Here is an 18,349-nt window from a genome sequence, read left to right as displayed (position 1 = left end):
CGATAACCTCACTACGCAAAACCCGGTTATATTCTGGACGGTCGTATTCTCCATCCAGATATATTCGGACGATCGGGGAGTTGTGGTCCGTGACGTGGCCGGAGTAGCATCGTCGCGGGATCGACGTTCGAACCCCTTCCAGCGGAATCGATCGTCAGTATCAGTCGTCGGTTCGCGAGTCGGCCGCGAAGACGTCGGAGACGACGGGGTCGTCGACTCCGGTCTTGGAATCCCGGTCGGTCTCGTGCTCGCGCTCGTCCCCGTGGGCGGTTTCGTCCTGGGTCTCGCTCTCCCCTCCGGGACTGACGCTCCCGGTCCGGTAGCCGTGCAGGTCGAGGGTGACGTGGTCGAAGCCGATCTCCGAGAGTTCCGCGCGGACCGTCTCGACGAACTCCAGTTCCAGCGCGCGATCGAGTTCGTCGGGCGAGACCTCGATGCACGCGAGGCCGTCGTGGTCCCGGACCCGGAACTGGTCGAACCCCCACTGCCGGAGCAGCGCTTCGGCCCGCTCGACCCGCGTGAGTCGGTCTTCGGTGACGGACAGCCCGGTGGGAATGCGCGAGGAGAGACAGGCCATCGAGGGTTTGTCCGCGACCGAGAGGCCGTAGTGGTCGGCGATCGCCCGGACCTCCTCCTTCGTGATGTCGTGTGCCAGAAGCGGCGAGTAGACGTCTAGCTCGTCGACGGCCTGCAGACCGGGCCGGTGGCCCGCGCCCGGATCGTCGGCGTTGGTCCCGTCGCAGACGGTCTCGACGCCCAGGTCGCGGGCCGTCTCGAGCATCTCGCCTAGCCGCATCGTTCGGCAGTGATAGCACCGATCGTCGTCGTTCGCGACGAAGTCGTCGCTCTCGAGTTCCGAGAAGGCGACGATCTCGTGGCGGATACCGATCTCCTCGGCGACCCGTTTCGCGTCCGCGAGTTCGGCCTCGGGGAGGGTCTCGCTCTGTGCGGTGCAGGCGACCGCGTCCTCGCCGAGGGCGTCGTGGGCGAGCGCGGCGACCACGCTGGAGTCGACCCCGCCGGAGAACGCGACCAGTACGCCGTCGTGGGTTGCGAGGTCGTCGCGGGCAGCCTCGAGTTTCGCCTCGACCCGTGTCATGGCCCCCCGTTCGTCCCGGACGGGCAAAAGCGCGTTGTCGTCGGCCCGATCGACGAGGCCGGCATTACACCGCGTGCCGGGGGGTTAAGGCGCCGTCGGTGGTACACGCCGCGAAGCGATGTCTCTGCGAGACCGCGTCCAACGGCTCCGAACGACGAGCGAATCTCGGGAAGGCCCACGAGCGATGGCTCAGCAATCGCGGCTGGAACACGCGACCTATGCGGCGATTCGCGGGCTACAGGCGGGGTTCGTCGCCACGCTCATCATGACGGCGTTCCGGCTACCGATCTTGCGCTCGCTGCCGCCGTCGGCGAACTTCTGGGCACAGTACGTCACCGGCGGCGATCCAGAGGAGCACCCGATCGCCGGACTCGTCTTGCACTTCGCGTACGGAATCCAGGCGGGTGCGCTCTTCGGCGGCCTGTTCGCGCTTCAGGACGCGGAGCGATCGATCGAACCCGAACAGCGGGGCCTCATCTGGGGGTCGGTCTACGGATTGGTGCTCTCCGCGTTCGGTTCGCAGTTCATGCTGAAGAAACTGCTCGGGATCCGACTCGACAGCGACGAACTCGCCCTCTTCCACGCGGGGCACCTGGTCTACGGACTCTCGCTGGGGGCCTGGATCGGATCGCGAACCGAGGGGGTCGAGGACCCCGAGGCGGAGTACGAGTACAGGGACGGGAACTGATAGGGATTATCGTAGGAGTTCATAGTTTCTCGCTGAAGAATCGAGACACAGCGCCGAAGGCTGGGTTTCGAGATCTCCGGTTGGCTACGATAATCCCTATGAGCGTCCCGCGTTCAGGATTCGATCGCGCCGAGGAGTGCGTCGACGTCGGCCTCGAGCGCGCTCGCGTACTCGAGTCGCAGGTCGCGGGCGTCGCTCCTGGTGACGTACTGGCGGCCGTCGATCCGCGTCGAGATTGGGTGGTAGTCACCGACCGAGAATCCCATGCGATCGAGGTAGGCGGTGACGCGGTCGTCCTCGAGACCGTCGTGGATCGCGGCTTCCGCGAGGTCGCAGGTGGTGTCGAACTCGGGGAGCGAGATGCCGTCGCTCGCGACGCGACCGGGTTCCTCGCCGGGCCGGACCTCGATCTGCACGTTGGTGTGGTGGAGTCGCTCCATCACGGCCCGGAATTCACGGGTCAGTCGAAGCAGTTGACTCGGGAGCGCGGCGTCGGGCGATCGCCACTCGACGGTCGGCATCGAGTCCCGGAGCCGGATCGGCGTCCAGACGACGTCGTCGGGCGAGAAGTGTTCCTCGACCGCCGCCTCGTCGACGCCGGCCTCGATCGCCGCCGTTTTGAACTCCTCGAAGCGGTGTTCGAGGCGGCGGTGCCACTCGCCGACGGTCTCGACGTACGCCCAGAGCTGGCCGTGTTTCGGGTACTGTCGATACCCCTCCTTTCGGTACCAGTAGGCGCGTGCGCCGTTCGCGACGCGATCGCCCTGGACGTACGGCGACGAGTTGACGAGCGCGAGCGCCGGATCCAGCGCGATGAGCGTATTGAGCTGGTCCGTGACGTTCCGTTTCTCCACGTGGATGTGGGTTCCCGCGCAGTGCTTCGCACAGTCGAAGTCCGACCCGACGACCTGCTTCTGGATCCGGGCCCGTTCGCCGGGGCGGCGCGTGATCCCGTCACAGTTGATCGGCGTCCCCAGCGGGACGAGTCGCTTGTCCACCTCGTCGGCTCGCGAGAGGACGTCGTCGAGTTCCTCGAGGAACCGTCGCCGGAGCTCCTCGATCGACTCGCAGGGCGGCGTCTTCAGTTCGACCACCGGCTCGACGAACTCCTCGACCGTCCGCTCGGAGACGTCGGTGAGGTCGCCCGGCGACGTGAGGGCGCCGTCTCGATCGATCACCCAGTACTCGACTTCGAGGCTCGTGTTCATTGCTCGGGGTTCTTCGAACGGGATCTGCTCGGCGATTCGGGTCCTGTCCCGGCGATTCGATCGAATCGGTCGGTGAAAATCTTGCGTCGGTCTCCGTTGTCACAATTCGGACGCGTTTCGCCGAATCGGCCGGGCCTGCAGCCGCCTGCGGTATATGACGTCGCCGCTCGACGCCGCGAGCGATGGGGTGAAGATTACCGGCCTCCGTCCCGTTCGATCGATCGATGACCGTTCGACCCCACTCCGGACAACCGCTCGCCCGTCTCGATCGGCCGACGGCGACCGAGCCGACACGGATCGCGGTCCTCTCGGACGTCCACCTCGCGACGGACGCGACCGGGACGTGGAAGGTGTTTCACCGCACGGAACGGCACCTTCGCGGCGCCGTCCGGGCCGTGAACGAGCGGGCCGTCGACGGGGTGGTCGTCGCGGGCGATCTGACGCGCAACGGCGTGCCCGCGGAGTTCGACCTGTTCGACGACCTCGCCGCCTTCGATCCGCCCGCGGTCGCGGTACCGGGCAACCACGACTACCCGACGACGTTCGACGACCGCGAGTCGCTGTCGATTCGGTCGTTCGAAGACCGGTACACGCCGGGCGGCCTCCCGTTCCGGATTCAGTTCGGCGACCTCGCCGTGTTCGGCCTCGATAGTCACGCCGCGACCCCCGGTTCGCCCGCGGAGACGTGGGACGGGCGAATCGACGCCGAACAGCTGATGTGGCTCGACGAGGCGCTGACCGACGCCGACGCCGACGCGTCGATCGTCGTCGTCCACCACAACCTGCCGGCGACGGGCGACCTCTACGAGCGCTACCGTGCGGAGTTGCCGGTCGCCGGCGAGGTCCCCGGCTTCTCGAATCCCGAACCGCTGGTCGAACTCCTCGCGAGCCACGACGTCGCGCTGGTCGTCACCGGCCACCTCCACTTCCCCGCGATCGAGCGCGCCGACGGCGTGACGGAACTCACCGTGCCGGCGGTCTCGTCGTTTCCGCACGGGCTCCTCGTGCTCAAAATCGACGAGCGGGGCACGATCGTCCGGTTCGTCCCGCTGACGGACGGCGACGGGATGGTCGAGTCGATCGCGCACGGCTACGAGAAGGATCGGGTGTTGCTCTCGGCGGCCCAGTTGGCGACGTTCCCGCTCGTCGACGATTTCGCGTAGGTGCCGGTTCGCACCGCTGTACCCCGTCTCAATGTCCTGCATCTGCAAGGATCACGCCGATTTTTCGGCCGATCGTAGCGTCGGCGATGACGGACTACGAGATGCACGACCCCGAGTTCTCGGGGACGACCACCGATGAGTGGGACGAGCCGCAACTCGAGGATTTCGATACTGATGATCTGCGCGAGGTGGCGGACCACTTCATCCTCTCGGCGTCGGGGTTCCCGCCGGAGAACTTCACCGATCTCAAACTCCCCGTGGTCGATCCTGACGGGAACCTGAACAAGAACGCGCTCAGCACGGCCAAAAGCGGCGGTCACGGGATTGGCGCGGTCGAGGATCTGGACGACGAAAAAGCCGACGAGATCGCGGATCTGATCGACGACCTGGCAAACGAGCACTTCGACGACGCGGATTTCGGCGACTAGTGCGGGTGTTCGGGTGACGAACGGTGACTCCCGTCGAACCCGTCGAACCGCCGTCTACGCCGGTTTCGAGGGCGGCGATCCGCCCCGACCGGCCCGGAGCAGTTTGACGACGCCCTGTGCGGCGAGGCCGACCACCGTCCACTTCCAGGCGAGGACCGCGACGCCGAGCAACGCGATCGCTCGCGTCCGATTCCCGCGATCGAGCGCGGTTTTCGCGTCTTTGAGGACGGAGACGACGGTCAGCGATCGGGTCGCTTTCGAGCGGAGGAGTTTCGTGAGTCCCATACCCGTCGTTGGCCCGCCGACGGGATAACGGACCCGCCGGAGCGCGCAAGGGGTTCGCGCGGGCGTCTCGGTAACCGGAATGCCAGTCCGCGAGCAGGTGCCGGCCGCATCCGTCCTCCCGAGCGGCCTCCGTCGGCTGGTGGTGGCTTTTTCCGACTCTCCGTCGTCGGCTCTCGTATGGTGTCGTTCGACGAAGAGCAAGCCGAAGCCGAGGCACTCGACCGGTTTCAGGAACTCGGACTCTCCCAGTACGAAGCCCAGACGCTGATCAATCTCCTTCAACTCGGGACGGGGACCGCCCAGGACATCACCCGCGTCAACAACGTCCCCCGGACTCGCGTGTACGAGGCGGCCGATCGACTCCACGAGCGGGGATTCATCGACATCCAGCACACGACGCCGCGAAAATTCACGGTGGTCTCGGAGGAGACGATCGTCCGCACGCTCAACGCCCAGCGCGAACACACCATTACCGAACTCGCGGAGTGTCTGGAGGCGATCGGACCAGCCCAGCCCCAGCGCGAACAGTTCGGCGTCTGGACGGTCACCGGTCGGGAGGCGGTGTCCTCGCGCATCGACGAGTTCATCGCCGACGCCGAGGAGCAGATCGTCTACATGACCGTCGACGAGTTGCTCACCGACGAACACCTCGAGCGGCTCGAGACCGCCGCCGATCGCGGGGTCGAGATCCATCTGGCGGGCGTCTCCGACGACGTCCAGGACCGTATCCAGGAGACGGTGCCGTCGGCCGAACTGTTCGACACGCTCTGGGAGTGGGACGAGACGCCCGCCGGGAGCCTGTTGATCACCGACGAGGAGACGGCGCTCGTCAGTGCGCTCGTGGACGGGACGGAGATCGGCGAGACGGCGATCTGGGGTGCTGGCGACCGAAACAGTCTCGTCGTCGTCCTTCGAGCGATTTTCACGTGGCGACTCGCCGGCGATCGAGCGGCGTGAGTCCCGCCAGCCACGCCGTCAGGCCGGTCGGCCGATCGTGTAGAGGAACGTCGGCGTCTGCCCGGTCGCTCGCGGCTCGAAGAAGTCGGTGACGACGTCGTCGTAGAACGTCAATCCGGTCCCGCCGAGGTTGCGGTGGGCGTAGGTCGCCAGGTACAGCCGACCGGCGGTCAGCGACGCCTCCAGTTGGGCCGCCCGGTAGCCCCGATCGCCCAGGGCGTCGACGAGTTCGTCGAGATCGGTCAGGAAGTACAGACAGACCGCGGCGTCGGCACCGAGTCGCTGATCGAGCGCGAGGTGGCCCGCCTCGCTCCGGAACTCGCCGGCGCGCAGTCGCTCGAGTTCGCCCTCGCCGGGGTGGTACTGGTAGCTTCCGGATTCGAGGCCGTCGACGCCGTTGACGATCAGGTATGGGTCGACGAACGAGAGGGGCGGGTCGTCGTCTCGACGGCTGTCCATCGGCACCCCGCGAACGGCCCGATCGAGCACCGTCGACAGTTTGCGGAAGCTGATCGCCTCGCGATCGTACTCGCGACAGGAGCCGCGACGCTCGATCGTCCGGTGGAGGGGCCGGCTCGACGCCGTCTCGTGGTCGACCGGATCGAGGGGAATTCGATCGCCGTCGCCCGGGTCCCGGGTTCCGATCGGGCCCGCCGGCCGATCGGCACGCCACGAGTCGGCCTCGTCCCCGTCCGCGAGGGTGCCGGCGGCCCACGCCTCGTGGATCAGCGGGAACGCCTTCTCGTCGGGTGAGAGCGGTTCGGTGGCGGGATCGATCGGCTCGGGTGCCGTCACGCCGGCCAGGAGCGTCGGCGTGCCGTCGCCGATCGGAACGATCTCCAGCGGCGCCTCCCGTTCTGGGTGGAGACCGAGGAGTTTCGCCACGGGCCGGTCCGCGAAGCCGGTGACGACCTCGGCCCGGTAGTCGAGCGCGTGGGCGACCGCGAGCAGGTTCGCCAGCGTCGTGCCGGAGTCCCAGAACGCGTGCCGGAAGGTCCGTTCCTCGTACTTCCAGGCGTTTCGCCACCACGTCGAGGTCGCGACGATCGAGAACGGGGCGTGGGCGACGCCGTCGTCGCCCGCGGCCGCGGCGAGGACGCCCCGGTAGTCGCCCTCGCGGAGCACGTCCAGCGACAGCGTGCGCGGGTCGAAGTGGTAGACGCCGGCCTCGAGCGGCGGGCCGTCAGCGTCGTCTCCCTCACCGAGGTCGCCACAGACCACGTAGAGATCGACGTGGTACAGCGCGCCGGTCGTCGCCGCGGCCCGGAACAGGAGCGTCCGGCCACGCCGATCGATCGATTTCGTGATCCCCGCGGCGTAGTAACAGAGCGTCGTCACCGTCTCGAGATCCGGCTCGTGGGCCCGATCGGCGTCGAACCCGTCGGCTCTCGATCCCTCGCCGTCCGGCGTCGACTCCGCGATCGCCGCGAGTGCGGGCTGCTGGGGCGGGCGGAGCCGATCGGCGAGCGGCCGCGTCGGCAGGTCGACGTACGTCTTGTACGGTCGCGGCTTGTTGTCGAAGTTCAGGCCGTGGCTTCCCTCGCGAACGCTTCTCGGGGAGTGTTTCGTCCGTTCGTGGTACTCGCGGGCGCCGACTGGCATGAGTGGTGGTACCACGTCGTCCCGAAAAAACGGGCGGGAGCTTTTTCTCGCTTCGATGGAATAGCCCGGTCGAGAGCAATGGACCTCGAGTCGATCCCGGGCGTCGGTGAGAAGACCGCCAGGGCGCTGTCGGAACTCGACGACCCCGAACGAGCGCTGCGATCGGGTGACGTCGCGCGGATCGCGGAGGCACCCGGGATCACGCAGGGGCGGGCGGCCCGCATCGCCCGCGGCGCGATTCGCCGCGAGCACGACGATCCCGGCGGCTTCCTCGCGACCGATCGCGCTCGCGAGGTCTACCGCGCGGTGCTGGGCCTGCTCAAGGAGCGGACCGTCACCGACTACGCGGCCCAGCGGCTGGAAACGATCTACCCGAGTCCGTGCCGATCGCGCATCGAGGAGGTGCAGGCGTTCGCGGCCGACGCGATCGATCGCGAGTACGACGCGGACGTCCTCGACGCGTTCGAGGGGGTCGAACCGCTCGCGAACCCGGGCGACGTCCGGGTCCGGGAGCGCTGTCTGGCGACGACCGACGCCGAGCGCTACAGCGAGGCCCGGGCGGCGATCCCGGAACTCTCCGTCGAGGTCGTCGAGGACGCGCAGGGGCTGGCCGAACTCGCGCGCGGCTACTCGACGGTGATCGCGCTCGACGAGTCGTTCGCCGGCGTCACCGTCGAGGGCGACGTACAGGTCCGGCCCGACGCCCTCGAGACCCCCGCGGAGGTCGTTCCCGAGCGTCCGCTCGCCTTTTTCGCGCGGAACCGGGACCGCCTGCGGGCGGCGATCGACGTTCACCGCGCAGCCGACCTCGACCCGGCCTGCGACATAGACGCGCTTGCGGACGGCCTCTCGCGACTCGCCGAGGACGGGACGGTCGCGGGCGACGACGAACTCGATCGGCTGACGACGGCGGTCGACGACCTGGACGCGGCGGCCGGGACCGCCGAGAGCGTCGCCAACGATCGGCTCCGGGAGGCGATCCGCGAGCAGGACGTCACGATCGAGGGCTCCGATCTCCTCTCGCTGGTCGAACGCGGGGCGGGGGTCGACTCCCTGCTGTCGCGGGAACTGGCCGACGAGCACGCCGCGGCCGTCGAGGCCGCCCGCGAGCACTTGGTCGAGGCGCTCGACCTCGATCAGGGCGAAGCCGAGATCGCCCGCCGCGCCTTCGGCGACGAACCGACGTTTCCGGTCGAGCGCGACGAGGACGCGATCGGTCGCCTTCGCGAGGAACTCACCGCCGCGAAGGAGCGCCGCGCCGGTCGTCTCAAACGGGATCTCGCGGCCGACCTCGCCGACCAGCGCGAGGGGGCCCGGCAACTGGTCCGGGACGCGCTCGAACTCGACGTCGAACTCGCGATCGCCCGCTTCGCCCGCGAGTACGAGTGTGCGATGCCCGAGTTCGTCTGGGAGCCCACCGGTGCCAGGGGCGACCCCGCGGGCTTTGCGATCGAGGGCGGGCGCTCGCCGCTGCTGGACGAACCGCTCGCGGCGATCGACCCCGTCGACTACGAGGTGTCGGGCGTCGCCCTCCTCTCGGGGGTCAACAGCGGTGGCAAGACCTCGACGCTGGACCTGGTCGCGAGCGTCGTCGTGCTCGCACACATGGGCCTGCCGGTGCCCGCCGACGACGTTCGCCTCCGGCGGTTCGACGATCTGCACTACCACGCCAAGACCCAGGGGACGCTGGACGCGGGCGCGTTCGAGTCGACCGTTCGCGAATTCGCCGATCTCGCCCAGGGTGGCGAGGGCTCGCTCGTCCTCGTGGACGAACTCGAGAGCATCACCGAACCCGGAGCCAGCGCGAAGATCATCGCAGGTATCCTCGAGGCGCTTTCCGAGAACGGCGCGACCGCGGTGTTCGTCTCGCACCTGGCCGGCGAGATCCGCGAGATGGCCGACCACGACGTCACCGTCGACGGGATCGAGGCGGTAGGGCTCGTGGACGGCGAACTCGAGGTGAACCGATCGCCCGTCAAGGACCACCTCGCCCGATCGACCCCGGAACTGATCGTCGAGAAACTCGCCGGCGAGAGCGAGGCGCTCTTTTACGATCGCCTGCTCGAGAAGTTCGAGTAGTCCGCGTCTCGGCTCCGCGTGGTCGTCCGACGCCGGACGCGTCCTCTCGCCGGTGACCACGCACCCCCTATCGGGTTCGAGCGCGTGCTCGGCCCCGATCGAGCGCCACCTCGGCCGACGTGGCCGTGACCGATCGGAACGGCATCACTCCGATCGCGGCCCCTCCAGCGGATGTGGACTCGCCTCGATCACGTCGAGCGCCCGCTCGAAGGCGGCCTCGACGGCTTCGAACTCGCCCTTCTCGGTCCACTCCCCGTCGGGGGTTGCGGTGTAGACGTCGAACCCGCCACCGCGATACTCGTGGGTCTCGACGTACAGTTCTTCCTCGACCGCGCCGTCGTCGTCGAGGAGGAGCCAGACGCCCAGTTCCTTCCCGCCCTCCAGGTCGCGTCGTCGGGTCCAGTGCATAGCGCGAGCTACGATTCCGAGGGCCGTATAGCTGGTCGGGGTCTCCATCTCCGTCTCCGGATCCGAAGCTTCGACGCCGGCGCGATTCGGTCTGCTACGCCGATTCCGGCCATCGGGCCAGGACGTCTAGCTGGTGGGCGAGGTAGACGAGGTCCGCGGCCTCGACCTGTTCGTGGCGGGTTTCCGCCCACGCGCGCACCTGCTCGGCGTCGAGCGTCCCGTCGGCCGCGAGCGCGGACTCGATCGTGTCGACGACGTGATGGAGGAAGTACGCCTCGTCGGCCTCGTACCCGCCATCGATCGGCTGAACCACCCAGTCGGACCCGCCTGCCGCGACGACCCGGCCGCCGGTCGCCGGAACCGCGGTGAGGAGGTGGCGGCCGGCAGTGCTGTCGCCCGTCTCGCCGCCGACCTTCTCGGTCGTGTCCATCCGACGGTGAAACCGCCGCTCGATCCGGTCCTCGAGTTCGGGATCGATCGGCGGCAACAGCGCCGTCACCCCGTCGAACGTGATGGGGAAGTAGGCGACCCCGCCCGATCGAAGCCCGTCGGTGACCGCCTCCAGCGCCGCTCGCACGTCCGTGAGATCGAGGAACGCCTGGGCGACGACGGCGTCGTACGTTTCGTCGTGGTCCACGAGATGGGCGAGTGCGTCGGCGGCGCGAAACTCGACTTCGAACGCCGCCCCGTCGCGATCGATGCGTACCGTCCCACCCGGCCGTCCCGTTCGATCCGACCGATCCAGGCTGTAGCCCCGGTCCGACGCGCGGTCGACGACGCCCTCCGCGGCGGCCTCGATCAGGGTCGGTTCGGCGTCGATGGCCGTGTACCGGACCTCGGTGCCGGCCGTCCAGTCGAGAATCGTCTCGACCATCGCGCCCGTCCCGGCCCCGACTTCGCAGAGTTCGACCGGCTCGTCGAACCCCTCGAGCGCGCGGCGAAACGCGTCCGCGACGCGCCGGTCCCGGGCGCGTCGGTCGACGGTCCGCTTGGCGTCGAGGTATCGACGGAACGAGTAGTGATCGGGTTCGGTCACGTCTCTATCGGTCTGTCAACCCCCGGTGGGTTAACTCCGGTCGTCACGGCGACGGTCCCGCGGCCTCGCGGAGCCCGGTCGTAAACGACGCGACGCGATCGACCATCTCGCTCCATGTGGGGTGGGCCTCGTAGGCGTCCCGGGCGGCGACTCCCATCTCGGCGAGGCGCTCGCGATCGGCCGCGAGCGAGCCAACCGCCTCGGCCACGGCCTGCGGTTTACCCGGCGGAATCAGTACCCCCGTCCCCCCGTCGTCGACGACCTCGCCCGCGCCGCCGGCGGTCGAGGCGAGTGCCGGCATGCCGAATCCCATTCCCTCGAGGTAGACGATGCCGAACCCCTCGTAGCCGGAGGGAACGGCGAGGAGGTGCCCGTCCCGGAGGATCGACGACAGCGTCGAATCGGTCACTCGGCCCGCGACCGTCACCGACTCCTCGACGCCCAGCGCGTCGATCAGCCGGTCGATTCGCTGGGCGTAACCCGGATCGATCGTCGGATCGCCGACGACGGTCAGGGTCCACTCGTCGGCCGGCCGGGCGGCCAGCCCCCGGAGCAGCGTGTGGAGCCCCTTCCGCTCGACGAGCGTCCCAACGAAGACGACCCCGAGCGGCCCCGGTTCGTGGGCACGGGCGCGGATCTGCGCTCGTGTGATTCCCGGATCGACGTGGTCGCCGCCGGGCGGCGCGACGACGCCCGTCGTCGGGCCGACGAGCGCCTCGACGGTCTCCCGGGTGGTCTCGCTGTTGTACACGAAGGCGTCGACCGTGTCGAGGTAGCGCCGCTCGATCGCCCTGTAGAACGCGTTCCGCCACGCCGCCCGCGGCTCCCGACACCGGAGGTGGTGGACGATCGAGACGATCGGCACGGCGTCGTCGTGGTGCCGGTTGTGCCGGACGAGCGACGGGTGACAGAGTTCGTCTTGCAACAGCACGTCGACGTCGAGGGCGGCCAGATCGGCGGCGACCTCCCCGGAGACGTTGTCGAGCAGGTTCGCCCCGTACCCGTCCCTCGGGATCGTAACGAGTGTGACCTCGTGGCCGCGCTCGCGAAGTCCCGTCACGAGCCGTCGATCGTAGCGGTAGCCGCCGGACGTGCGCTCGAGGCCGTCGTAGACGACTAACCCCAGCCGCATCGATTCAGACGGCCGTGGCGTACGAGGCGGCTGCCGCGTCCTCTTCCCACATCGTCACCTCGACGCGGTCGAGACGGTCGGTCTCGATCCCGTCCGCGACTCGATCGGCGAAGAATCGCGAGAAGTGCTCTACGCTGGGGTTGAGCCCCTCGAACTCCGGAAGATCGTTGAGCGTCGCGTCCCGGTATCGATCGACCAGTCCGTCCACGACCGCCTTGAGGTCGTCGATGTCGACGAGATAACCGTACTCCCCGAGCCGTTCTCCCTTCACCTGGACCTCCACCGTCAGGTGGTGGGAGTGGAGGTCTCCCTCGGGACCGGGGTCGGGGACCGTGAGCCAGTGCTGGGCGACGAAATCGCGGGTGACTGTCACCGTGTACATACGCCGTCGGACCACGCGTGCGAACTAAAACCCGGGGTGGCGCGCGACTCGACGCTGGACCGCCGGGGCCTCGTCGAAACTGACCGTGGCGAACCGGTCAGTACGTCAATAGCACCTGGACCGTCTCGTCCGGGTGCTCGTCCAGCAGTGCGTAGGCCTCCGGGGCGTCCCCGACCGGGACGCGGTGGGTCACCAGCCGATCGGTCGCGACGTCTTCCAGTCGCCGCCACGCGGTCGCCAGCCGACGCGCTACGGTCCAGCGCCCTCGCCGCTCCGGCGCGATGGTGCTCACCTGGCTGCTGATCAGGCGGATTCGGCTCCGGTGGAATCGGCCGTCGAGCGACAGTTCGGCCGTCCTGGTCCCGTACCACGACCCGACGACGACGCGACCCCCGTACCCGGTCGCGTCGATGGCGACGTCGAGCGCCGCCGGATCGCCCGAGAGTTCGTAGGTCAGGTCCGCTCGACGCGGGGGCGTGTCCCGTTCGGTCCGACCGGACGGCGAGTCCGGGCGCTCGGGCGGCCCCGCAGGCTCGCGGACCGCCGCGACCGGGTCGTCTTCGTCGGGATCGAGACACCGATCGGCTCCGAACGCCGCCGAGAGCCGGCGTCGCTTCTCGTAGCAGTCCACGGTTACGAGCGACGAAAGCGGCGTCTCGGCCAGCAGTGCCGTCGTCAACAGTCCCACGACGCCCTGACCGAACACGATCGCCCGCTCGCCGATCCGGGGATCCCCGTCGAGGAGCAGGTTGACCGCCGTTTCGACGTTCGGCAGGATCGCCGCCTCCGCCGGCGAAACGTCGGCCGGCACGACGCTCACCTCGTCGACCCCGACGACGAACTCGCTTGCGTGGGGGTGGAACGCGAGCACCGTCCGGTCGTGCCACGCCGGGTCCACGTCCGCGCCGACGGCGGTCACCGTCCCGACGACTGCGTACCCGTACGGAAACGGGTAGGAGAACGATCCGGAGAGTGCGTCGAGCGTCTCGTCAGCGTCGATCTGGGGGTTCATCTCGCCCCGGTAGAGTAACAGTTCCGTCCCGGAGCTGATGGCGGAGACCGTCGCCGCCACCTTGACCTCGTTCGGGCCCGGGTCGGGCACCGTCGTCTCCCGGACCTCGACCTCGCGTGGGCCCGTGAAGTACACCGACTGGGCCGGCATCGGGTTACGCCCCCTCCGTTCGCTCACCGGCACCGATCTCCACGCGGGTTCCGTGCTCCCGGCAGCGTTCGAGCGCCTCCTTGGCAACCATCCCGGCGTCTCCAGCCGTCCGACCGCGACCGACGCCGACCTTGAGGTCGATCCCCGCAGTCTCTGCGACGTGATCGATCGCTCCGTCGAACGCCGGCCGATCGAGTCCGGCGGTTACCGAGATGACGTTGTCGCCGCCGATGAAAAACGACAGCGAGTCGTGGCTGTCGTACATGTACTCCAGGAGCGTCGTGTACCCCCGGTCGATGCGCCGGAACACTTCGAAGGCGTCGAGTTCGTCGGTGTACCGCCCGGTTGCGTCGTTGACGTCGAAGTGGGCGATCTGGACCGTCCCCCCCTCGCGCAGCGGATCGCCGCGCAGGATTTCGGTTCGCTCTCCGTCCTGGGCGCTCCCGGCCGCCTGGAGGTTCGCAGTCGCCTCGCCGATCGCGTCCCGCGGGGAGGCGCCCGTGGCGACGCCGAGGCTCACCGTCACGGGATAGCGGTTGCGGACGGCGTCCTGGATGCGCCGGTGTTCCGCCAGGTCGAGGCCGTTCGTGACGGCGATCATGTTGTCGTATCGCGTGGAGAACACGTAGCCGTCGTGATGACCGACGAGCGCTGCGAGATCCGCGTACAGGCGGGACTGTAGCATCTGCAGATCGACCTCCCGTTTCGGTGACGGTGCCACCGTCCACGGCCCGTAGTTGTCGATCTGGATCAGTGTAACCTGCGTTTCGATCACGGTCACTTCCCCCCGTACCACGTCGAACGGTATAGTTCGTGGACGATGGCGGACGGACAGTTACTGGAACTGATCGGTTCCGAACGGGGAACGGTTTCGTCCGCAGATATATGCCATTCCTTCCCATAGATCCCGTCCGGAGTATCGGCTCGTGACTCGAACCCACGCCGCGAGCGGCACCGACTCGACTGCGGTCGCCGCCGGAGAGACGGATGCCTGAGCGGGTCCCCGAGGAGCGCGTGCTCCGAGACTGGCTCGTGCGGGAGGCCGATCGCGGCACCGCCGAGGTCGATCCGGGGACGGTCCCGACGGACTCGGCGGCGGTGCGCGACGCGCTCCTCGTGGCGAAGCCCGGCGCGGCTGCGTTCGTCTGGCGCGAGCGGCCGATCCGGTGGTACCGGCTCACGCTCGATCGGGACCGATTCGTCTCCCTCCGTCCGGTGGGCGGGCCGGACGACCTCCTGTGGCGCGCCGTCTCGACGGACGGCACCCTGTTCGGCGTGGCCGAGCGGATCCACGAGGAGGGGCCCGCCCCGCTCGAATCGGCGGGAATCGACGCCGAGGCGATCCGGACGTACTGCGACGACCTCGCTGCCGGAACGCAGTTCGATCCGCTGGTCGTCCGGACCCGTCGCGGTGCGACCCCGTGGTTCGTCGCCGACGGGAACCACCGGGTGACCGCGGCAGCGCTTCACTACCTCGAAACGGGCCGGTACGATCCCCTGCCTGCCTACGTCGCCGTGACCGCGAACCCGGTCCTCGCGCCGATGCTCGCCCGAATCCGGGGCCTGCTCCAGCGACTGGCCGGCCGAACGATCGCCCATCGCGGCGATCGGAAGCCGTGACTTCGGCCGCCCAGCGGGGTGACCGCGAGTACGACGCTCTCGCACGTGTGTTCGGCGCTCGCTTGCGGGAGAACTGCGACCGGAATCGCGATCGAGGACGCGATCGCCGCGGGCGTTTTTCGCGATCTGCGGCCGTATGACCGACAGGACTGTGCAAGTACAATGCCTACCTCCGCTCTGGACCACTGCTATGGTGTGCCATACCAGTTCGAATGTCCCCTGGGAAGCTGCCAGTTCCTGCTCCGATCGAGCAGCAGCGACGAGATTGAACGGCTGGTCCGGGCCCACGCCCGGGTGAGCCACGGCGGGCGGATCGATCCGGCCGACATCGATCGCGGGACGGAACGGATCGAGGCCGCCTGAGCGTGGGACGGGCCGCTTCGAATCGACCGGATCGGGGACGCTCGAGTTCCCACCCGTAATCCTGCGAACAACTAAGTAGCTTCGACAGCGTGGTGAAAGTGATGACAGACGGCCCCGACGAGGGGATGTTGTCGTGGGACGAATCCGTGTTCAGAAACGAGCACGTCTTCGAGATCGACTACGTTCCCGAGACGTTCAAACACCGCGAGGAGCAGACCCGGAGCCTGACGTACGCGCTCCGGCCGGCGGTGCGTGGGTCGCGACCGCTGAACGTCATCGTTCGGGGCCCGCCGGGGACGGGGAAGACGACGGCGATCCAGAAACTGTTCGACGAGGTCGGTGCCCAGACCAGCGACGTCCGGACGATCCGGGTCAACTGCCAGGTCAACGCGACCCGCTACTCCGTGTTCTCACGGCTGTTCGAGGGGACGTTCGACTACGAACCGCCGTCGTCGGGGATCTCGTTCAAGAAACTGTTCGGCCAGATCGCCGAGAAACTCGTCGAGGAGGACCGGGTGCTCGTCGTTGCGCTCGACGACGTCAACTACCTCTTCTACGAGAACGAGGCCTCCGATACGCTCTACTCTCTGCTCCGGGCCCACGAGGAGTATCCGGGCGCGAAGATCGGCGTCATCGTCGTCTCCTCGGACCCCGCACTCGAGGTCATCGAGGAACTGGACTCCCGCGTCCAGAGCGTCTTCCGCCCCGAGGACGTCTACTTCCCGGTCTACGACCAGCCCGAGATCGTCGACATCCTCGACGAACGCGTCAAACGGGGCTTCCACGACGGCGTCATCTCCCGCGAGACGCTCGAACGCGTGGCCGAGTTGACCGCCGAGAGCGGCGATCTCCGGGTCGGGATCGACCTCCTGCGCCGGGCCGGCCTCAACGCCGAGATGCGCGCGAGTCGCACCGTCGAGATGGAAGACGTCGAGGAGGCGTACGAGAAATCGAAGTACATCTCGCTCTCCCGCAGTCTCTCGAATTTGACCGACACCGAACGGGCCTTGCTCGAGGTCGTCGCCAACAACGACGGCGACCAGGCCGGCGACGTCTACGAGGAGTTCCACGAACGGACCGACCTCGGCTACACCCGCTACTCCGAAATCGTCAACAAACTCGATCAACTGGGGCTGATCGCGGCCGACTACGCGGACGTCGACGGCCGCGGCCGCTCCAGATCGCTCTCGCTGGCCTACGACCGGGACGCCGTGCTCGATCGGCTCGAGTGAGGGCGATTCGACCGCGATCGATTCCGATTCTCGTCGGTCGCGTTCGTCGCGAGATCCGTCAGGGCTGATCGATCGTCTCGCGGTAGTCCTCGATCGTGTCGATGGCCGACTCGACCCTGGTTTCGGTGTTGCCGTCGGCCCGCTCGCGGACCTGCCGGAGGGTGTTGAGCCGTTCGTCGAGGAGGGCGTGATCCGGCTGGGTGTCGCTCATCACGTAGTCGGCGAACGCGTCGGTGGTCTCGCGGATGTCGCCGCGCACGTCGTCGTCGGCGCTCTTGGCGGCTTCTTCGAGGTCGTCACGGGCCTGCTGGAGGTGGTCCGTCATATCCCGGGTTACCCCGTCGCCGCCCATAACGGTCGGCCGGGCACGAGCCACGTCCGATCGATCGGCGTTCGGAACGGACGGCGTACGCGTCCGTACGATCGCACTACGTGCGACGCGGGGCGAGAGACGACGCACGAACCGCAGACGACGTGGGAGTCCGGCGTCGACCGCGCGGACGCTGTAGGCGGTCACTTCGATCGCACGGGCGGTGTACGACGCCGCTTCCGATCGCAGGCTGGTCATAGTTCGAAATCGCGGGACGGAAACGTCGGAACTAGTCGCAGTACTGACTACCGGTTATATTTCTGTCCGATCCTCCCACACGATCGCACCATGCCAGTATCACGACGCACGGCGCTCAAGACGATGGGGATCGCCGGTGGGCTGACCGCGGCGAGCGCACCCGTACTCGCCGTGGGCGAACACGAAGACGACGATCGACAGAAGCCCAAAGAGGACGAGAAATCGGACGACGTACCCGGTGCCGCCGTCCGGGTCGCGCACTTCTCTCCGGACGCCCCCAACGTCGACGTCTACGTCGACGGGAATCGGGTGCTCGCGGACGTCGCCTACGGCGACGTCTCGCCGTACCTGGAGATCGAACCGGGGACGTACCGAGTCACGATCACGGCGGCCGGCGATCCGGGAACGGTCGCGTTCGACGACGACGTGACGTTCGGGGCGGCGTTCTACACGGTCGCCGCGATCGGCGAACTCGGCGCAGGGACGTTCCAGCCCGCGGTCCTGCTGGACGCCGGGTCGGCCCTCGTGCGGGTCGCGCACTTCTCCCCGGACGCCCCGAACGTCGACGTCTACGCCTGCGACGAGCCGCTCTTCGAGGACGTCGCGTTCACAGAATCGACCGACTACGTGCCGGTGCCGGCCGGTGACTACACCCTCTCGATCCGGCCGGCCGGCAATCCGGAGACGACCGTCGCCTCGTTCGACGTCACGCTCGAGCAGGGGACGGCGTACACGGGCTACGCGATCGGCTACCTCGAACCGCCGGAGGGCACGACCGATCGCGACTTCACCGTCCAGTTCGCGGTCGACGGGCCGACGGCCGACGAGACGTAGTTCCGGCCGATCGGACACCGCGTCCCGATCGAGGAGTCGTATTTTTCATCCGTGCCGACCGATGGCCGTCGGCGGCGTCGACGTCGATCGACCTCGGCGACTC

20 protein-coding genes are annotated in these 18,349 nt (G+C 68.2%); 9 read left to right on the top strand and 11 right to left on the bottom strand.

All coding sequences use genetic code 11. From position 1 onward, the window contains the following. Positions 1-160: 160 nt before the first annotated feature. Positions 161-1,099 (bottom strand): ATP-dependent sacrificial sulfur transferase LarE, encoded by a 939-nt coding sequence (gene larE, locus AC6I6X_RS06625; protein ID WP_497929730.1) that lies wholly within the window; start codon positions 1,097-1,099, stop codon positions 161-163. 118 nt (positions 1,100-1,217) lie between these two features. Between larE and AC6I6X_RS06620 the strand changes: the two genes are divergently transcribed. Beyond that, positions 1,218-1,787: a DUF6789 family protein gene (locus tag AC6I6X_RS06620; protein ID WP_497929729.1), complete on the top strand. Its 570-nt coding sequence runs from the start codon at positions 1,218-1,220 to the stop codon at positions 1,785-1,787. A 113-nt stretch (positions 1,788-1,900) separates the two neighbouring features. Here AC6I6X_RS06620 and AC6I6X_RS06615 read toward each other — a convergent pair whose 3' ends face one another. Further along, a complete protein-coding gene (locus tag AC6I6X_RS06615) occupies positions 1,901-2,995 on the bottom strand; it encodes a glutamate-cysteine ligase family protein (protein ID WP_497929728.1) in 1,095 nt (364 codons plus the stop codon). Between the two features lie 224 nt (positions 2,996-3,219). Here AC6I6X_RS06615 and AC6I6X_RS06610 point away from each other — a divergent pair, with 224 nt between their 5' ends. After that, complete coding sequence (locus AC6I6X_RS06610) at positions 3,220-4,158, top strand: metallophosphoesterase family protein (RefSeq protein ID WP_497929727.1); 939 nt, start codon at positions 3,220-3,222, stop codon at positions 4,156-4,158. An 86-nt stretch (positions 4,159-4,244) separates the two neighbouring features. Beyond that, positions 4,245-4,586 (top strand): hypothetical protein, encoded by a 342-nt coding sequence (locus AC6I6X_RS06605; protein ID WP_497929726.1) that lies wholly within the window; start codon positions 4,245-4,247, stop codon positions 4,584-4,586. 54 nt (positions 4,587-4,640) lie between these two features. On the opposite strand, the gene AC6I6X_RS06600 is transcribed toward AC6I6X_RS06605, so the two are convergent. Beyond that, the gene (locus tag AC6I6X_RS06600) at positions 4,641-4,871 is read right to left on the bottom strand and encodes a hypothetical protein (RefSeq protein ID WP_497929725.1); all 231 of its coding nucleotides are present in this window, start codon (positions 4,869-4,871) and stop codon (positions 4,641-4,643) included. A gap of 177 nt (positions 4,872-5,048) precedes the next feature. On the opposite strand from AC6I6X_RS06600, the gene AC6I6X_RS06595 reads away from it, so the two are divergent. Beyond that, the gene (locus tag AC6I6X_RS06595) at positions 5,049-5,828 is read left to right on the top strand and encodes a TrmB family transcriptional regulator (protein WP_497929724.1); all 780 of its coding nucleotides are present in this window, start codon (positions 5,049-5,051) and stop codon (positions 5,826-5,828) included. A gap of 18 nt (positions 5,829-5,846) precedes the next feature. Here the strand turns inward: AC6I6X_RS06595 and AC6I6X_RS06590 are convergent, their stop codons facing one another. Continuing rightward, on the bottom strand, positions 5,847-7,430 hold the full coding sequence (locus AC6I6X_RS06590; RefSeq protein ID WP_497929723.1) for a SagB/ThcOx family dehydrogenase: 1,584 nt from the start codon (positions 7,428-7,430) through the stop codon (positions 5,847-5,849). A 78-nt stretch (positions 7,431-7,508) separates the two neighbouring features. Between AC6I6X_RS06590 and AC6I6X_RS06585 the strand changes: the two genes are divergently transcribed. Further along, the gene (locus tag AC6I6X_RS06585) at positions 7,509-9,509 is read left to right on the top strand and encodes a MutS-related protein (RefSeq protein WP_497929722.1); all 2,001 of its coding nucleotides are present in this window, start codon (positions 7,509-7,511) and stop codon (positions 9,507-9,509) included. Positions 9,510-9,653: 144 nt separating this feature from the next. On the opposite strand, the gene AC6I6X_RS06580 is transcribed toward AC6I6X_RS06585, so the two are convergent. The 6 genes from AC6I6X_RS06580 to AC6I6X_RS06555 all read right to left on the bottom strand — a co-directional run bounded on the left by AC6I6X_RS06580 (position 9,654) and on the right by AC6I6X_RS06555 (position 14,404). Then, entirely contained in the window at positions 9,654-9,917 is a 264-nt protein-coding gene (locus tag AC6I6X_RS06580) for a hypothetical protein (RefSeq protein ID WP_497929721.1), read from the bottom strand. A 94-nt stretch (positions 9,918-10,011) separates the two neighbouring features. Next, positions 10,012-10,953: a class I SAM-dependent methyltransferase gene (locus AC6I6X_RS06575; protein WP_497929720.1), complete on the bottom strand. Its 942-nt coding sequence runs from the start codon at positions 10,951-10,953 to the stop codon at positions 10,012-10,014. Positions 10,954-10,996: 43 nt separating this feature from the next. Continuing rightward, positions 10,997-12,085, bottom strand: a complete 1,089-nt coding sequence (locus AC6I6X_RS06570; RefSeq protein WP_497929719.1) for a glycosyltransferase family 4 protein — start codon at positions 12,083-12,085, stop codon at positions 10,997-10,999. Between the two features lie 4 nt (positions 12,086-12,089). Further along, the gene (locus tag AC6I6X_RS06565; RefSeq protein ID WP_497929718.1) at positions 12,090-12,467 is read right to left on the bottom strand and encodes a 6-pyruvoyl trahydropterin synthase family protein; all 378 of its coding nucleotides are present in this window, start codon (positions 12,465-12,467) and stop codon (positions 12,090-12,092) included. A gap of 97 nt (positions 12,468-12,564) precedes the next feature. Next, the gene (locus AC6I6X_RS06560) at positions 12,565-13,629 is read right to left on the bottom strand and encodes a zinc-dependent alcohol dehydrogenase (protein ID WP_497930490.1); all 1,065 of its coding nucleotides are present in this window, start codon (positions 13,627-13,629) and stop codon (positions 12,565-12,567) included. A 4-nt stretch (positions 13,630-13,633) separates the two neighbouring features. After that, positions 13,634-14,404 (bottom strand): GTP cyclohydrolase IIa, encoded by a 771-nt coding sequence (locus AC6I6X_RS06555; RefSeq protein ID WP_497930489.1) that lies wholly within the window; start codon positions 14,402-14,404, stop codon positions 13,634-13,636. Between the two features lie 212 nt (positions 14,405-14,616). Here AC6I6X_RS06555 and AC6I6X_RS06550 point away from each other — a divergent pair, with 212 nt between their 5' ends. The 3 genes from AC6I6X_RS06550 to AC6I6X_RS06540 all read left to right on the top strand — a co-directional run bounded on the left by AC6I6X_RS06550 (position 14,617) and on the right by AC6I6X_RS06540 (position 16,844). After that, positions 14,617-15,249 (top strand): hypothetical protein, encoded by a 633-nt coding sequence (locus AC6I6X_RS06550; RefSeq protein WP_497929717.1) that lies wholly within the window; start codon positions 14,617-14,619, stop codon positions 15,247-15,249. Between the two features lie 195 nt (positions 15,250-15,444). Continuing rightward, on the top strand, positions 15,445-15,612 hold the full coding sequence (locus tag AC6I6X_RS06545; RefSeq protein WP_497929716.1) for a DUF1059 domain-containing protein: 168 nt from the start codon (positions 15,445-15,447) through the stop codon (positions 15,610-15,612). A gap of 101 nt (positions 15,613-15,713) precedes the next feature. Next, positions 15,714-16,844 carry an ORC1-type DNA replication protein gene (locus AC6I6X_RS06540; RefSeq protein WP_497929715.1) on the top strand — a complete coding sequence of 377 codons (1,131 nt, stop codon included), beginning with the start codon at positions 15,714-15,716 and terminating at the stop codon, positions 16,842-16,844. Between the two features lie 58 nt (positions 16,845-16,902). On the opposite strand, the gene AC6I6X_RS06535 is transcribed toward AC6I6X_RS06540, so the two are convergent. Beyond that, on the bottom strand, positions 16,903-17,169 hold the full coding sequence (locus AC6I6X_RS06535; protein ID WP_497929714.1) for a DUF7553 family protein: 267 nt from the start codon (positions 17,167-17,169) through the stop codon (positions 16,903-16,905). 333 nt (positions 17,170-17,502) lie between these two features. On the opposite strand from AC6I6X_RS06535, the gene AC6I6X_RS06530 reads away from it, so the two are divergent. Then, entirely contained in the window at positions 17,503-18,246 is a 744-nt protein-coding gene (locus AC6I6X_RS06530) for a DUF4397 domain-containing protein (protein ID WP_497929713.1), read from the top strand. Positions 18,247-18,349 lie beyond the last annotated feature (103 nt).

It is taken from the genome of Halosolutus sp. YCN4, assembly GCF_059736495.1.
This window is presented reverse-complemented; position numbering and strand designations above follow the sequence as displayed.

Bases quoted from the DNA above. Each gene is read 5' to 3' on its own strand.
- larE (WP_497929730.1), bottom strand. From the start codon at position 1,099: ATGACACGGGTCGAGGCGAAACTCGAGGCTGCCCGCGACGACCTCGCA.
- AC6I6X_RS06620 (WP_497929729.1), top strand. From the start codon at position 1,218: ATGTCTCTGCGAGACCGCGTCCAACGGCTCCGAACGACGAGCGAATCT.
- AC6I6X_RS06615 (WP_497929728.1), bottom strand. From the start codon at position 2,995: ATGAACACGAGCCTCGAAGTCGAGTACTGGGTGATCGATCGAGACGGC.
- AC6I6X_RS06610 (WP_497929727.1), top strand. From the start codon at position 3,220: ATGACCGTTCGACCCCACTCCGGACAACCGCTCGCCCGTCTCGATCGG.
- AC6I6X_RS06605 (WP_497929726.1), top strand. From the start codon at position 4,245: ATGACGGACTACGAGATGCACGACCCCGAGTTCTCGGGGACGACCACC.
- AC6I6X_RS06600 (WP_497929725.1), bottom strand. From the start codon at position 4,871: ATGGGACTCACGAAACTCCTCCGCTCGAAAGCGACCCGATCGCTGACC.
- AC6I6X_RS06595 (WP_497929724.1), top strand. From the start codon at position 5,049: ATGGTGTCGTTCGACGAAGAGCAAGCCGAAGCCGAGGCACTCGACCGG.
- AC6I6X_RS06590 (WP_497929723.1), bottom strand. From the start codon at position 7,430: ATGCCAGTCGGCGCCCGCGAGTACCACGAACGGACGAAACACTCCCCG.
- AC6I6X_RS06585 (WP_497929722.1), top strand. From the start codon at position 7,509: ATGGACCTCGAGTCGATCCCGGGCGTCGGTGAGAAGACCGCCAGGGCG.
- AC6I6X_RS06580 (WP_497929721.1), bottom strand. From the start codon at position 9,917: ATGCACTGGACCCGACGACGCGACCTGGAGGGCGGGAAGGAACTGGGC.
- AC6I6X_RS06570 (WP_497929719.1), bottom strand. From the start codon at position 12,085: ATGCGGCTGGGGTTAGTCGTCTACGACGGCCTCGAGCGCACGTCCGGC.
- AC6I6X_RS06565 (WP_497929718.1), bottom strand. From the start codon at position 12,467: ATGTACACGGTGACAGTCACCCGCGATTTCGTCGCCCAGCACTGGCTC.
- AC6I6X_RS06560 (WP_497930490.1), bottom strand. From the start codon at position 13,629: ATGCCGGCCCAGTCGGTGTACTTCACGGGCCCACGCGAGGTCGAGGTC.
- AC6I6X_RS06550 (WP_497929717.1), top strand. From the start codon at position 14,617: ATGCCTGAGCGGGTCCCCGAGGAGCGCGTGCTCCGAGACTGGCTCGTG.
- AC6I6X_RS06540 (WP_497929715.1), top strand. From the start codon at position 15,714: ATGACAGACGGCCCCGACGAGGGGATGTTGTCGTGGGACGAATCCGTG.
- AC6I6X_RS06535 (WP_497929714.1), bottom strand. From the start codon at position 17,169: ATGACGGACCACCTCCAGCAGGCCCGTGACGACCTCGAAGAAGCCGCC.
- AC6I6X_RS06530 (WP_497929713.1), top strand. From the start codon at position 17,503: ATGCCAGTATCACGACGCACGGCGCTCAAGACGATGGGGATCGCCGGT.